Annotated in this window: 16 protein-coding genes; 9 read left to right on the top strand and 7 right to left on the bottom strand. The window is 65.8% G+C overall.

Annotated features, from left to right (window positions below; translation table 11 throughout):
- Positions 1–10: 10 nt before the first annotated feature.
- Complete coding sequence (locus EBMC1_RS03505; RefSeq protein ID WP_003040624.1) at positions 11–457, bottom strand: NfeD family protein; 447 nt, start codon at positions 455–457, stop codon at positions 11–13.
- 16 nt (positions 458–473) lie between these two features.
- Positions 474–1,388 (bottom strand): SPFH domain-containing protein, encoded by a 915-nt coding sequence (locus EBMC1_RS03500; protein ID WP_003040621.1) that lies wholly within the window; start codon positions 1,386–1,388, stop codon positions 474–476.
- A gap of 82 nt (positions 1,389–1,470) precedes the next feature.
- On the opposite strand from EBMC1_RS03500, the gene EBMC1_RS03495 reads away from it, so the two are divergent.
- Together EBMC1_RS03495 and EBMC1_RS03490 are read left to right on the top strand one after the other, a co-directional pair.
- Entirely contained in the window at positions 1,471–2,283 is an 813-nt protein-coding gene (locus EBMC1_RS03495) for an HpcH/HpaI aldolase/citrate lyase family protein (RefSeq protein WP_003040619.1), read from the top strand.
- An 81-nt stretch (positions 2,284–2,364) separates the two neighbouring features.
- Complete coding sequence (locus EBMC1_RS03490; RefSeq protein WP_156000917.1) at positions 2,365–3,864, top strand: M28 family peptidase; 1,500 nt, start codon at positions 2,365–2,367, stop codon at positions 3,862–3,864.
- A gap of 30 nt (positions 3,865–3,894) precedes the next feature.
- On the opposite strand, the gene EBMC1_RS18625 is transcribed toward EBMC1_RS03490, so the two are convergent.
- Entirely contained in the window at positions 3,895–4,065 is a 171-nt protein-coding gene (locus tag EBMC1_RS18625; protein ID WP_003040612.1) for a hypothetical protein, read from the bottom strand.
- Complete coding sequence (locus EBMC1_RS03485; RefSeq protein ID WP_003040609.1) at positions 4,062–5,435, bottom strand: class II 3-deoxy-7-phosphoheptulonate synthase; 1,374 nt, start codon at positions 5,433–5,435, stop codon at positions 4,062–4,064. The genes EBMC1_RS18625 and EBMC1_RS03485 overlap by 4 nt, the downstream gene beginning before the upstream one ends.
- Positions 5,436–5,692: 257 nt before the next feature.
- Between EBMC1_RS03485 and EBMC1_RS03480 the strand changes: the two genes are divergently transcribed.
- Genes EBMC1_RS03480 through EBMC1_RS03465 form a run of 4 tightly spaced genes read left to right on the top strand, consistent with a single transcriptional unit; the run spans position 5,693 to position 8,736 of the window.
- Positions 5,693–6,367, top strand: a complete 675-nt coding sequence (locus EBMC1_RS03480; RefSeq protein WP_003040605.1) for a cyclic nucleotide-binding domain-containing protein — start codon at positions 5,693–5,695, stop codon at positions 6,365–6,367.
- A gap of 7 nt (positions 6,368–6,374) precedes the next feature.
- Entirely contained in the window at positions 6,375–6,725 is a 351-nt protein-coding gene (locus EBMC1_RS03475) for an ArsC family reductase (protein WP_003040602.1), read from the top strand.
- Entirely contained in the window at positions 6,722–7,795 is a 1,074-nt protein-coding gene (locus tag EBMC1_RS03470) for a glycerophosphodiester phosphodiesterase (protein ID WP_003040600.1), read from the top strand. The genes EBMC1_RS03475 and EBMC1_RS03470 overlap by 4 nt, the downstream gene beginning before the upstream one ends.
- Positions 7,792–8,736 (top strand): aldo/keto reductase, encoded by a 945-nt coding sequence (locus EBMC1_RS03465; protein ID WP_003040597.1) that lies wholly within the window; start codon positions 7,792–7,794, stop codon positions 8,734–8,736. The genes EBMC1_RS03470 and EBMC1_RS03465 overlap by 4 nt, the downstream gene beginning before the upstream one ends.
- Positions 8,737–8,816: 80 nt before the next feature.
- On the opposite strand, the gene EBMC1_RS03460 is transcribed toward EBMC1_RS03465, so the two are convergent.
- From EBMC1_RS03460 to EBMC1_RS03450, 3 genes are all read right to left on the bottom strand, one after another.
- Positions 8,817–9,038, bottom strand: a complete 222-nt coding sequence (locus EBMC1_RS03460; protein ID WP_040589196.1) for a helix-turn-helix transcriptional regulator — start codon at positions 9,036–9,038, stop codon at positions 8,817–8,819.
- On the bottom strand, positions 9,031–9,456 hold the full coding sequence (locus tag EBMC1_RS03455; RefSeq protein WP_003040592.1) for a DUF2178 domain-containing protein: 426 nt from the start codon (positions 9,454–9,456) through the stop codon (positions 9,031–9,033). The genes EBMC1_RS03460 and EBMC1_RS03455 overlap by 8 nt, the downstream gene beginning before the upstream one ends.
- A 66-nt stretch (positions 9,457–9,522) precedes the next feature.
- The gene (locus EBMC1_RS03450; protein WP_003040591.1) at positions 9,523–9,945 is read right to left on the bottom strand and encodes a hypothetical protein; all 423 of its coding nucleotides are present in this window, start codon (positions 9,943–9,945) and stop codon (positions 9,523–9,525) included.
- A 127-nt stretch (positions 9,946–10,072) separates the two neighbouring features.
- On the opposite strand from EBMC1_RS03450, the gene panB reads away from it, so the two are divergent.
- The 3 genes from panB (at position 10,073) to EBMC1_RS03435 (ending at position 13,182) form a co-directional block, all read left to right on the top strand.
- Complete coding sequence (gene panB, locus EBMC1_RS03445) at positions 10,073–10,939, top strand: 3-methyl-2-oxobutanoate hydroxymethyltransferase (RefSeq protein ID WP_003040587.1); 867 nt, start codon at positions 10,073–10,075, stop codon at positions 10,937–10,939.
- Between the two features lie 124 nt (positions 10,940–11,063).
- Positions 11,064–11,846: a tetratricopeptide repeat protein gene (locus EBMC1_RS03440; protein WP_003040584.1), complete on the top strand. Its 783-nt coding sequence runs from the start codon at positions 11,064–11,066 to the stop codon at positions 11,844–11,846.
- 1 nt (position 11,847) lies between these two features.
- Positions 11,848–13,182, top strand: a complete 1,335-nt coding sequence (locus tag EBMC1_RS03435) for an outer membrane protein assembly factor BamB family protein (RefSeq protein WP_003040581.1) — start codon at positions 11,848–11,850, stop codon at positions 13,180–13,182.
- Positions 13,183–13,218: the final 36 nt, after the last annotated feature.

Here is a 13,218-nt window from a genome sequence, read left to right as displayed (position 1 = left end):
ACGATTTGGATCAAACCGCCTCGACGACCAGCACGCCGCCGTCGGCGCTGATGACGCGGACCTTGGCGCCTTCGGCGGCGTCGGGGCCGCGCACCGGCCATTCGCCATCGCCAACCCGGGCGCGGCCGCGGCCGTCCTCGATCGCCGTCGTCACCGTCAGCACCTCACCGACGAGGCGGCCGCCGCGCTGGTTGAGCAGGGGGTCGGTGGAGACGATCGGATTGTCGCGCAGCCATTTGCGCGCGCCATAGAGGATGATCACCGACAGCACGGCGAAGATGCCGAGCTGAAGCGGCACGCCGATCGGCAACACCCACGCGACGACGCCGGTGATAACCGCTGCGCCGCCGAGCCAGATCAGGAAAAAGCCGGGCGCGATGATTTCGGCGGCGGCAAGCAGGACGCCGAGCGACAGCCACGCCCAGTGCGGTTCCATATTGGCGATAAAGTCGGGCATATCAGCTTCCCCTGCCTCAGCTTGCCTTGCCGCGTTCGATCGCGTCCTTGGCGAGTTCGCCGATGCCGCCCAGCGTGCCGATGAGCTGCGTCGCCTCGACCGGGAACAGGATCGTCTTGGCGTTGGGGCTGGTCGCGAACTGGCTTACCGCCTCGACATATTTTTGCGCGATGAAATAGTTGATCGCCTGCGCATTGCCGCTCGCGATCGCGTCGCTGACCATCTGTGTCGCCTTGGCTTCGGCCTCGGCCTCGCGCTCGCGCGCTTCGGCGTCGCGGAAGGCGGCTTCGCGCCGCCCTTCGGCCTGCAGGATCTGGCCCTGCTTCTCGCCCTCGGCGCGCAGGATTTCGGAGGCGCGCAGCCCCTCGGCCTCCAGGATCGCGGCGCGCTTTTCACGCTCGGCCTTCATCTGGCGCGCCATGGCGTTCGAAATGTCGGCGGGCGGGCGGATGTCCTTGATCTCGACGCGGGTGATCTTCACCCCCCATGGCGTCGTCGCATCGTCGACGACGTGCAGCAGCCGCGCGTTGATCTCGTCGCGCTTCGACAGCGTCTCGTCGAGGTCCATCGACCCCATCACGGTGCGGAGGTTCGTCGTCGTCAGGTTCATGATCGAGAGGTACAGGTCGCTGACCTCATAGGCGGCCTTCGCGGCGTCGAGCACCTGAAAGAAGACGACGCCGTCGACCGCGACCATCGCATTGTCCTTGGTGATGATTTCCTGGCCGGGGATGTCGAGCACCTGTTCCATCATGTTCACCTTGCGACCGACACGGTCGAAGATCGGCATGATGAAGTTGAGGCCCGGCTGCGCGGTGTGCGTGTAGCGGCCGAAGCGCTCGATCGTATAGGCGAAACCCTGCCGCACCGGCGTCAGCGCCCAGATCAGAAACACCAGCATGAAAAAGACCAGCGCAAGCGCAAAATACATCGATCATCCCCTCGGTAAAAATTCGCTTCTGCTACCCGCTTCCTTATTGCGGCAATGGTCCGGCTGCGCCACAGAAAAGCGCATGACCCATGCCGCCTTCGCCCCGCGCTCGCTCCTCTATGTTCCCGGCTCCAACGCCCGTGCGCTGGAAAAGGCGGGCGGGCTCGCCGCCGATATGCTGATCATCGACCTGGAGGATGCGGTGCCCGCGGAGCGCAAGGCAGAGGCACGCGCGGCGATGCGCGCCGCGGTGACGGCGGGCTTTGCGGGCAAGCGCGTCGCCGTGCGCGTCAACGCCAGCGGCAGCGCCGAGCAGGCAGACGATCTTGCGGCGCTGGACGGGCTCGCGCTCGACGCGTTGGTGCTGCCGAAGGTCGACGCGCCGTCGGACCTCGACCCGCTGCGCGCGCTGGGGCTACCGCTGCTGGCGATGATCGAAACGCCGACCGCCATCTATGCGGCACAGCGCATCGCCGCCGACGCGGCGGTGCAAGGGCTGATCGCCGGGCTCAACGATCTGGCCTTTGAGCTCAAACTGCCCGACGGCATGGATCGCGGCGCGATGAGCCATGCGATCCAGGCGATCGTGCTCGCGGCGCGGGCGGGCGGCGTGTGGTGCTTCGACGGCGTCTATAATGCGATCGACGATGCGGAAGGCTTTGCGGCCGAAGCGGGCGAGGGGCGGCGGTTCGGCTTCGACGGCAAGACGCTGATCCACCCGTCGCAGGTGGATCCGTGCAACCGCGCCTTCGCCCCGTCGCCGCGCGAGATTGCCGCTGCCGAGGCGCTGGTCGCCGCCGCAACCGGCGGTGCGCAGCGGCACGCGGGCCATATGATCGAGGATATGCACGTTGCGGCGGCGAAGGCGCTGCTGGAACGGGCGCGCCCGCAATAGCGGCGGGCTTTCCGCCGATGCCGTTCATCGTTCGACGAACGCGCCTTGCCGCTTCGGCATCTCCATGCCATCGGCGCGGTCATGAAACTGTCGACACTTCGCGCCGCCGTCGCGGCCGCCGCCCTGATCGCCGTATCGCCCGCCGCCTATGCGAAGGGCGACACGCCCGTCGCCGAAGCCGATCTGGCGCAGCATATCCGCGTTCTTGCGAGCGATGCCTTCGAGGGCCGCGGGCCGGGTACCGAGGGCGAGGACCGCACCATCGCCTATATCGTCGGCGAATGGGCGAAGGCAGGATTGCAGGCGGTACCGGGCAGCGACACGCCTTGGCTGCAACCGGTTCCCTTTGTCGAGACACAGGCAACGGGCGGAAGCGCGCGCTTCAAGGTGGCCGACCAGCCCTTTGCGATCGGCGACGACGGTATCATCGTCACCGGCAGCGAGGCGTCGGTGGCGCTGGCCGATACGCCGCTCGTCTTCGTCGGCTATGGCGTCGATGCGGACGGCCGGGTCAACGCCGATGTCGCGGGCAAGGTCGCGGTCATGCTGTTCGATACGCCGCCCTTCGGCGACAAGCTGCCGCGTTACCGCGAGCGGCGCCAGATGCTCGCCGACGCGGGCGCGGCGGGCGTCTTGATCGTCGCGCCGGATGCGATGCCGTGGAACGAGATTCGCGAGAGCCTGGGCGCGAAGACTGTGCGCATGGGATCGGCGCCGGCAGGACCGACGATCAGCGGCTATATCGCGCCGGCGGCGCTCGATGCCATGCTCGCCAAGGCCGGGCAGAATGGCGTGGCGCTGCGCGCGGCCGCCGAGGCGGGCGATTATCGCGGCGCGCTGCTGCCGGTGACGGGCGATTTCACTGCGACCGCAGCGGTGCGCAATTTTGCCAGCAACAATATCGTCGCCAAGCTGCCGGGCGCGAAGCCCGACGGCAAGGCAGTGCTGTTCCTCGGCCATTGGGACCATCTCGGCATCTGCCGGCCCGAAGGCGCCGCCGATCGCATCTGCAACGGCGCGGTCGACAATGCGAGCGGGATCGCGGTGCTGATCGAGGTGGCCAAGCGTCTTGCTGCCGGGCCGCGTCCCGACCGCGACATCTATTTCCTCGCGACCACGTCGGAAGAGAAGGGGCTGCTCGGCGCGCGCTGGTTCGCCGACCATCCGGTGGTGCCGCTGTCCGACATCACTGTCGCGCTCAACATCGACACCATCGCCATTTCACCGCGCGGCACCCCGGTCGCGACGATCGGGCGCGGCAAGCCCGCCTATGACGCGGTGGTGCGCGACGTTGCGACGGCGCTCGGCCGGACGATCGACAGCGACGGCGAGGCCGATGCCTTCGTCCAGCGGCAGGATGGCTGGGCGCTCGGCGCCAAGGGCGTCACGTCGCTGATGGTCGGCGGCAGTTTTTCGGACATGAAACTGCTCGAGGCCTTTCTGGGCAGCGACTATCATCGCCCCGCCGACGAATTTTCGGACAAGGTACCGCTTGGCGGCGCCGCCGAGGATGCCGATCTGCACGTTGCGCTGGGCCGCGCCTTCGCCGACACGAAGCGCTGGCCGGGAACGGCGGACTAGGACCTTAGCTCCGGCGACGCCGCGCGCCGCTCAGCGGGTCAGCACGAAATAGGCGACGTAGAACCAGCTGAAGATGCCGTGGATGATCGCCCACAGCACCGATTTGTGCGTGGTGAAGCTGATCGCCATCGCCAGCGCGCTGCCGAAGCCGACCCCGTTGCGGATCACTTCCTTCTGCACGATGATGCGGCGTTCGCTCATGCGGCCTGCTTCGCCCGGTCGGTCATTTCCTGATTGAGCATTTCTGCGAGCAGGAACGCGAGTTCAAGGCTCTGTCCGGCATTGAGGCGCGGGTCGCAATGCGTGTGGTAGCGATCGGCGAGATCCATCTGCGTCACGTCCATCGCACCGCCCGTACATTCGGTGACATTCTGGCCCGTCATCTCGATATGGATGCCGCCGCCATGCGTGCCTTCGGCGCGGTGAACCGCGAAGAAGCCGCGCACTTCGGCGAGGATGCGCTCGAACGGGCGCGTCTTGTAGCCATTGCCCGTCTTGATCACATTGCCGTGCATCGGATCGCACGACCAGACGACCGGGTGCCCCGACGCCTTCACCGCGCGCACCAGCGCCGGCAGATGCGCCTCGATCTTGTCGTGACCATAGCGGGTGATCAGCGTCATGCGGCCGGGAACATGCTGGGGGTTCAGCGTATCGAGCAGGCGCAGCAGCTCGTCGGGGTCGAGGCTGGGGCCGCATTTCATGCCGACCGGATTGCCGATGCCGCGCAGATATTCGATATGCGCCGACCCTTCGAAGCGGGTGCGATCGCCGACCCACAGCATATGGCCCGACGTGTCGTACCAGCCGCCGGTCAGGCTGTCCTGCCGGGTCAGCGCCTGCTCATAGGGAAGCAGCAGCGCCTCGTGACTGGTGTAGAAGCTCGTGCCCTTGATCTGCGGCACCGTTTCCGGCGTTACGCCGCACGCTTCCATGAAGGCGAGCGCTTCGGAAATCCGCGCGGCGGTTTCCTGATATTTCTTAGCCCAAGGGCTGCGGTCCATGAAATCATGCGTCCAGGCGTTGACCTGATGCAGATTGGCATAGCCGCCGTTCGCAAAGGCGCGCAGCAGGTTGAGCGTCGCCGCCGACTGGTTGTACGCGCGGATCATGCGCTGCGGATCGGGGGCGCGGCCTGCGGCTTCGAAAGCGATGTCGTTGATGATGTCGCCGCGATAGCTCGGCAGCTCGACGCCGCCCACTTCTTCCATGTCGGCCGAGCGCGGCTTGGCGAACTGGCCCGCCATGCGGCCGACCTTCACGACGGGCATCTTCGACGCGAAGGTCAGCACCACCGCCATCTGCAGCAGGACGCGGAAGGTGTCGCGGATGTTGTTCGGATGGAATTCGGCAAAGCTCTCGGCACAGTCGCCGCCCTGAAGCAGAAACGCCTTGCCTTCCGCAACGCGGCCCAGCTCGCTGGTCAGCTCGCGCGCCTCGCCGGCAAAGACGAGCGGCGGATAGCCGGCAAGCTCACGCTCGGCGGCCGCAAGTGCGGCTTCGTCGGTGTAGGTCGGCAGCTGGCGGGCTTCGTGCGAGCGCCAGCTTTGCGGTTGCCATTGGTGCGTCATATGCGGTCTTCTTACGTTTTCTGCGTCAAAATCGATTCGCCGGGTGCCTTGGCGCGATTGCCCCGCCAAAGCAAGCGCGGGCGATAAAATTAGCATGATGGTGGCTTTCGCGCACCTATGCTTTTCTTCATTGCAAAAAACTGTTAGTTTCTTTCGCAAATCGGGACGCTTTTACGGGTCGCGCGTCCGTCTTCGGTAATCGGTAAGATTTGGTCCCTAGCAATCTAAGCACAGGGACCGCTGTAAAACGATTGGCTATGGCGAATTTCGATCCGGCCCTTCTTGGCTATCTGGCCCTGTTCATCCTGCTTGCGGCGAGCTTTGCGGTGCGCATCGAATATGTGCGCGCCGGGCTGGCGATCGCCGCGCTCGTCGCCCTGCCGCTGGCGCTCGTCGCGGGGCAGGCGCTGGTTGCGGGTCTGCTGCTGCTCGCGATCATCCTCGCCAATATCGCGTTCGGCTGGCGCGACTGGCTCCGCAATCTGAGTATCCGCTTCTCGTCCGAGGAGGAGCAGCTTCGCGCCCGTCATTTCGACCGGCTGAGCGCGACGGCGGCGCGCGGGCTGATCGATCAGGGGCACTGGATTTCGGCGCGGCAGGGCGAGGTGTTGATCCGCGAAAATCAGGCGGCACCCAGCCTTTTCTATCTGAGCCAGGGCGCAGCGTCGGTGCTGCGCGACGGGGTCGAGGTCGGCGCGGTGAGCGACGGCGCGCTGATCGGCGAGGCGACTGTGCTCGACGGCGCGCAGGCGACGGGGACGGTGACGCTATCGACCAACGCCAGGCTGTGGTTCATCCCCGCCGCGGTGCTGCGCGACTATCTTGCCGCCAATCCCGACATCGCCGCGGCATTGCACGAAGGCTTTGCCCGGGCGCTGCGCGGAAAATTGGCAAGCGCAAACGCTCGCATTGCCGAAGCGCCGTCGCTATGACGGCGGCATGGCACTGACTCTCTATGGCATTCCGAACTGCGACACGGTGAAGAAGGCGCGGCGCTGGCTCGACGAGCATGGCGTGGCTTATGCGTTTCACGACTATCGCAAGGACGGGCTCGATCCCGCCATGCTCGATCGCTGGGTCGATGCGCTCGGCTGGGAAAAGCTCCTCAACAAGAGCGGGACGACCTTCCGCAAACTGCCCGATACCGACAAGGCGGGGATCGACGCGGCGAAGGCGAAGGCACTGATGCTCGATCAGCCGGCGATGATCCGGCGCCCGCTCGTCGATGCCGACGGCGCGTATAGCGTGGGCTTCTCCGCCGATGACTGGCAACAGCGCTTTGCGGCATGAGGGCCTGGCGCGCCGCGCTGGCGCTGCTCGCGCTCGCCGGCTGCGGGGCTGAACCGATGGCGGCGCAGCCCACGCTCGACGGAAAGCCCGCGATCGTCATCGCGCATCGCGGGGCGTCGGGCGAACGGCCCGAACATACGCTCGCAAGCTATGAACTTGCGATCGAACAGGGCGCCGATTTCATCGAGCCCGATCTGGTACTGACCAAGCACGGCGTGCTCGTCGCGCGGCACGAGAATGAGATTTCGGAGACGACCGACGTCGCCGACCACCCCGAATTCGCCGCGCGCAAGGCGACGAAACGGATTGACGGCAAGGATGTGACCGGCTGGTTCACCGAGGATTTCACGCTGGCCGAGCTCAAGACGCTGCGCGCGAAGGAGCGGCTGCCGCAACTGCGAGCGACCGAATTTGACGGGCGCTACCAGATCCCGACTTTTGCAGAGATCCTCGACCTGCTCGTGCGGGTCAACAAGGGGCGCGCCCACCCGGTCGGCGTCTATCCCGAAACCAAGCATCCGAGCTATTTCGCCGGCATCGGCCTGCCGCACGAGGCGCCGCTGCTCGCGATGCTGGAACGCTATGGCTATCATGGCCGCAGCGCGCCGGTGTTCATCCAGAGTTTCGAGGTCGGCAATCTGAAGGCGATCCGGGCGAAAAGCGACCTGCCGCTGATCCAGCTCATGGACGGCGAGGGCGGTCCGGCCAATGATGCGCAGCAAAGCTACGCGGCGATGGCGACGCCTGCGGGGCTGAAGGCGATTGCCGCCTATGCCGACGGGATCGGACCCAACAAGACAATGATCATCCCGCGCACCGCGCTCGGCACGCTCGGCAATGCGACCCATCTGGTGCGCGATGCCCATGCCGCCGGGCTGAAGGTCCATCCATGGACCTTTCGCCGCGAGAATTATTTCCTGCCGCTTGGGGACAAGAGCGGCATCAACCCCGCCGGCCACGGCGATCTGGTGGACGAGATCCGCACCTATCTGAAGACCGGGATCGATGGCCTGTTCAGCGACAATTCGCGCGAGGCAGTGCCGGTGGTCCATGCAGGAGTATCGCAATGACGCAGCGTCCCCTTGGCCAGAGCGACCTGTCGGTCCGTCCCTTCGTGCTAGGCGGCAATGTCTTCGGGATGACCGCCGATCGGGCCGCAAGTTTCGCGATCCTCGACCGCTTCGTCGAGCGCGGCGGCGGGATGATCGACACCGCCGATGTCGATTCGGCGTGGGTGCCGGGGCACAAGGGCGGCGAATCCGAAAGCATGATGGGTGCGTGGCTGAAGGATAGCGGCGCGCGCGACGATGTGCTGATCGCCACCAAGGTCGGCATGATGCCCGGCGGGCTGAAGCCCGATCGCATCCGCGAAGCGGTGAAAGGCTCGCTCGATCGGCTCGGCGTCGATACGATCGACCTCTACTTCGCGCACAAGGACGATCCCGATGTGCCGCTGGACGAAGTGCTCGGCGCGTTCGGCGAACTGGTCGATGCGGGGACGGTGCGCGCGATCGGTGCATCCAATTATAGTGCCGAGCGGCTGGCCGAGGCGCTGCGCGTCGCCGACGCTGGGGGCCTGCCGCGTTTCACCGCGATGCAGCCCGAACTCAACCTGCTCGACCGCGAGCAATATGAAGGCGCGCTGCAACAGCTTTGCATCGCCGAAGGGCTCGGCGTCGTCACCTATTTCAGCCTCGCGTCGGGCTATTTGTCAGGCAAATATCGCAGCGCCGAGGATCTCGGCAAAAGCCCGCGCGGCGCGCGCGCCAAAGCCTATCTGGAGGGCAAAGGGCCGGCGGTGCTCGCCGCAATGGACGCGATCGCTGCCGAAACCGGCGCCACCCTCTCGCAGATCGCGCTCGCCTGGGTCGCCGCGCAGCCGGGCGTCACCGCGCCGATCGCGAGCGCCACATCGGTCGCGCAACTCGACGAGATCATGGACAGCGAGACGGTCACGCTGACCGACTTGCAATTGGCGGCGCTGAACGAAGCGGGGCGCGGCACCGCATAAGGTTCGCCGCGCACGCGGCCGTTTCGGCCCGGCCGGCCCCCGGGGAGAGGCGGGCCGGGCCAGCGCGGCCGCGCATCGGATCAGCCGCTTTCCTCGTCCCACCCGAACACCTGTTCGAGCGGCTTGCCGAAGGTGCGCGCGATACGGAAGGCGACTTCGAGCGAGGGCGAATATTTGCCTTGTTCGATCGCGGCGATCGTCTGGCGGGTCACGCCGACGCGCTCGCCGAGTTCGGCCTGCGTCATTTCGCCCGCGAGGAAGCGCAAGGTGCGGATGTCGTTCGAGAAAGGCAGCCTAGCCATGCCAACCCCGGCGATAGCTGATGAGGACGACGGCGCTGTTCACCAGTTCGGCGAGAACGATTGCGAACAGGCCCGTGTTTGCGAGCGGCACGCCCTGCTCGACAAAGGGCAGATAGACGCCGACGACCATCATCCCCGCCAGCAGGACATAATAGGCGATCGTGGCGCCGCGACGGCGGATCGCGCGGTCGCGCTCATCGGCACGGACCCGCTCCGACTTTGGCGTCTGCGCGGACAGGATGATGGTGCCGACGATGACGATGGCCGCGTGCGCCAAGGCGATCGAGCCGAACAACCACAGCATGGGGAAAACTTCGCGCCCGGCGGGATGCCCGGCGATGATGAGTCCGAAATAGAGACTATAGGCGGCGAGCATGGCCAAGACGTTCAGCCACGCGGACTTTTCGCGGAAATTCATGGACAAGTCTCCGGTACCTGCGCTGGCAAGCTGCCGCGCCGTTTCAAGGGTCGCGCGGGGCATGGGTCAATAGCCCCGGCGATAAAGGTAAAGCTGGACGCCGATCCGCGTCAGTTCGGCGAGGACGACCGTCGCAAGCAACAGGTTGAGCTGCACCGCCGGCCCCGCGTTCCAGAACAGGGCGAAGATGCTGACCCACACGCCGACGACGAGCGGATAATAGGCATAATGGGTGCCGCGATAATGGATCGAACGGTCGCGCTCGTCTTCCTTGAGGTTGGCCTCGGCCGGGGCGCGGATCGCCATCCAGGCCGATGCGATCGTCATCGCGATGATGATCGCGACGGTGACCGGCAGCAGCATCCCCGCACTCGCCCAAAGGCCTGCCGGGCTGGCTGCGATCCCCCACGGATAGGCAAGAAAATACCAGCCGAAGGCGGCGATCATCGTGACCAGCGCCACCCAGTGAATTTTTTCGCGGAACGACATTTGGCGTCTCCATGTTCATAATATGCGACTCAATGTAAATAATTTTTAACATAGAGTCAATCTATGCGAACATCGCTCCGCTTTGCGGCCTTTCGCAGCGCAGCATAAGCCGCTAAACCCGCGCCCCATGTCCACGCTCCCAAAAACGCTCACCCTCGACACCTCCACCAGCCGCGCCAATCCGACGCCGCAGCCGATGAAGCGCCTGACGGTGCCGCGCATTCGCCAGCGCAAGGGCGGCGGCGAGCCTTTGGTGATGCTGACCGCCTATACGGTGCGGCAGGCGCAGCTGCTCGACCCGCATTGCGACATGCTGCTCGTCGGCGATTCGCTGGCGCAGGTGATCTATGGCCTGCCGCATACTGTCGCGGTGACGATGGAGATGATGGCGTTGCACGGCGCCGCAGTGGTGCGCGGCAGCTATCATGCCGCGGTGATCGTCGACATGCCCTTCGGCAGCTATGAGGCGAGCCCCGAACAGGCCTTCGCCAATGCCTCACGCCTGCTCAAGGAAACCGGCGCGGCGGCGGTGAAGGTCGAGGGCGGCAAGGTGCTCGCCCCGACGATCGAATTTCTGACCCAGCGCGGGATTCCGGTGATGGGGCATGTCGGGCTGACGCCGCAGGCGGTAAACATCCTCGGCGGCTATGGCGTGCGCGGCAAAAGCGACGAGGAAGCGCGCACGATCGTCGAGGATGCGGTCGCTGTCGCGCAGGCCGGTGCCTTTTCGATCGTTATCGAAGGCGTGCTCGAATCGATCGCGATCGAGATTACCGGCAAGGTTGCCTGTCCGACGATCGGTATCGGTGCCTCGGCGCAATGCGACGGGCAGGTGCTCGTCACCGACGACATGCTCGGCATGTTCGAACGCGTCCCCAAATTCGTGAAGCGGTACCAGGATATGGCGGGTGTGATCGACGGCGCAGTGAAGGAATATGCCCAGCAGGTCAGGTCCCGTTCATTCCCGACCGACGATCAAATCTACAAGGGTTGACGGCGTCCCGGACGGGTGCCTGCAGGGGTCAAGTGAATCGCTTGGCCTTTTTCGGCATGACCGCTAAGGAACGGCCGGCGGACCCGAAGCGGGCATCGCTCGCGAACGAGTTATGGAGGATTGATTGGCCCTGAGCCCGACGAACAATGCGGCCTTCCTGCAGGAAGTCGACGAGGCCGTCCGCAAGGATCAGCTCAGCTCCATCATGCAGCGTTACGGCCGCTGGATCGTCGGCGCGGCGATCGCGGCGCTGCTGGCGTTCGGCGGCTATCTCTATTGGGAGCACCGTCAGACGGTGGCGCGCGGCGAAAAGGCCGAACAGCTGCTGGCCGCTTTCGACAAGGCCGCGGCGCAGCCGACGGCGGCGACCGCCGATCTCAAGACGCTGGCAGGCGAGGGCAATGCCGCCTATCGCGCCGCCGCGCTGATCGAGCAGTCGAACATGAAGGCGAAGGCCGGCGACCTGAAAGCCGCCGCCGCGCTGCTCGCGCAGGTCGCGGGCGACGCCAAGCTCGACCAGTCGATGCGCGATATGGCGCTGGTTCGCCAGACCGCCCTCGAATTCGATACGATGAAGCCCGAGGCGGTGATCGCGCGGATGAAGCCGCTTGTCGATGCGACCGACCCGGTATCGAGCTGGTTCGGCAGCGCGGCCGAGCTGACGGCCGCGGCTTATTATCACCTCGGCCAATATGACAAGGCCGGCGCGCTCTATGCGCGTATCGCCAAGGCGCCCGCCACCTTCAAATCGCTGCAGTCGCGGACGGTGCAGATGGCGGGGATGCTCGGCGTCGATGCGGTCGAGGATCGCGCGGCGGAAAGCGCCGCCAAGGACACGACAAAGGACCAGCAAGGCGGTGCCGCCCCGGGCGCAGCGGCCGCCGCCAAGAGTGAGGAAGCCAAATAAGATGCGGAAACGCCAATATGTGATTTGCGCCATGATGCTCGCGCTGCCGCTTGCGGGCTGCGGCGCGTTCAAGGGCAAGGGCGGCCCGCGCACGCCGACGGTCGGCGAGCGCATTTCGATTCTGTCGAACGACAACAGCATCAAGGTCGACCCGACAACCGCCGAGATTGCGGTGGTGTTGCCCGATCCGGTGCTTAACGCCGATTGGGCGCAATCGGGCGGCAATGCGTCCAAGTCGATGGGGCATCCCGCGCTCGGCGCCGCGCGCACCAAGGTTTGGGAAGCGTCGATCGCGGGCAGCACCAAGAAGCAGCGGCTCGCCGCGGCGCCGGTGATTTCGAACAACCGGCTGTTCGCCGTTGACACCGATGCCGTCGTGTCGGCCTTCGCCGCCGATACCGGCGCGAAGCTCTGGAGCGTGTCGATCGGCAGCACGGGCAAGGATTTCGAAAATTCGCTGTTCGGCGGCGGCGCGTCGGTCGACGGCAATGTCGTCTATGCGACGAGCGGCGTCGGCGACGTCGCCGCGCTGAACGCCGAGGATGGCAAGCTGTTGTGGAAGGTCAAACCCGCGGGGCCGCTGCGCGGCGCGCCGACGGTTGCCTTCGGCGGCGTCTATGTGATCACGCAGGACAACCAGATTTTCGCGCTCAATGCCGGCGACGGCGCGGTACAGTGGCAGGCGACCGCGTCGCTCGAGCCCGGCAGCGTGTTCGGTGCGGCGTCGCCTGCGGCGGGGCAGGGGACGATCGTCGCCGGTTTTTCGTCGGGCGAGGTTCAGGCTTATCGCTACGAAAACGGCCGCGACCTGTGGGAAGACGCGCTCGCGCGCACCTCGATGGCGCTGTCGGTTTCGACGCTGACCGACGTCGATGCCGACCCGGTGATCGACCGCGGCCGCGTTTTCGCGCTCGGCCAAGGCGGCCGCATGGCGAGCTATGATCTGCTCACCGGCCAGCGCATCTGGGAAATCTCGATCGCCGGCATTTCGACGCCCTATGTCGTCGGCGAATGGGTCTATGCGATGACCGACGACGGCAAGCTGCTGTGCGTTGCGCGCGGTTCGGGCAAGGTCCGCTGGATCCAGCAGCTCGCGCGCTATCGCGTCGAAACCGAAAAGAAGAAGAAGGATCCGATCCGCTGGACCGGTCCGATTCTGGCCGGCGGACGCCTGATTGCGGTGAACAGCGAGGGACAACTCGTCGAATTTTCGCCGACCGATGGTTCGACGCTCGCCACCGCCGAGTTCAAGTCGCCCTTGTCGCAGCCGCCCGTGGTCGCGAACAACCGGCTCTATATCCTGGCGGACGACGGCACGATCACCGCCTGGCAATAACAGGGCGCGGCCGGATTGGCCCGCCGCGAAGATAGG

It is taken from the genome of Sphingopyxis sp. MC1 (assembly GCF_000371385.1).
In the GTDB taxonomy this organism is placed as follows: Bacteria; Pseudomonadota; Alphaproteobacteria; order Sphingomonadales; family Sphingomonadaceae; genus Sphingopyxis; species Sphingopyxis terrae.
Note: the sequence above shows the minus strand (reverse complement) of the source record. Positions and strands in the feature narration are given on the sequence as shown.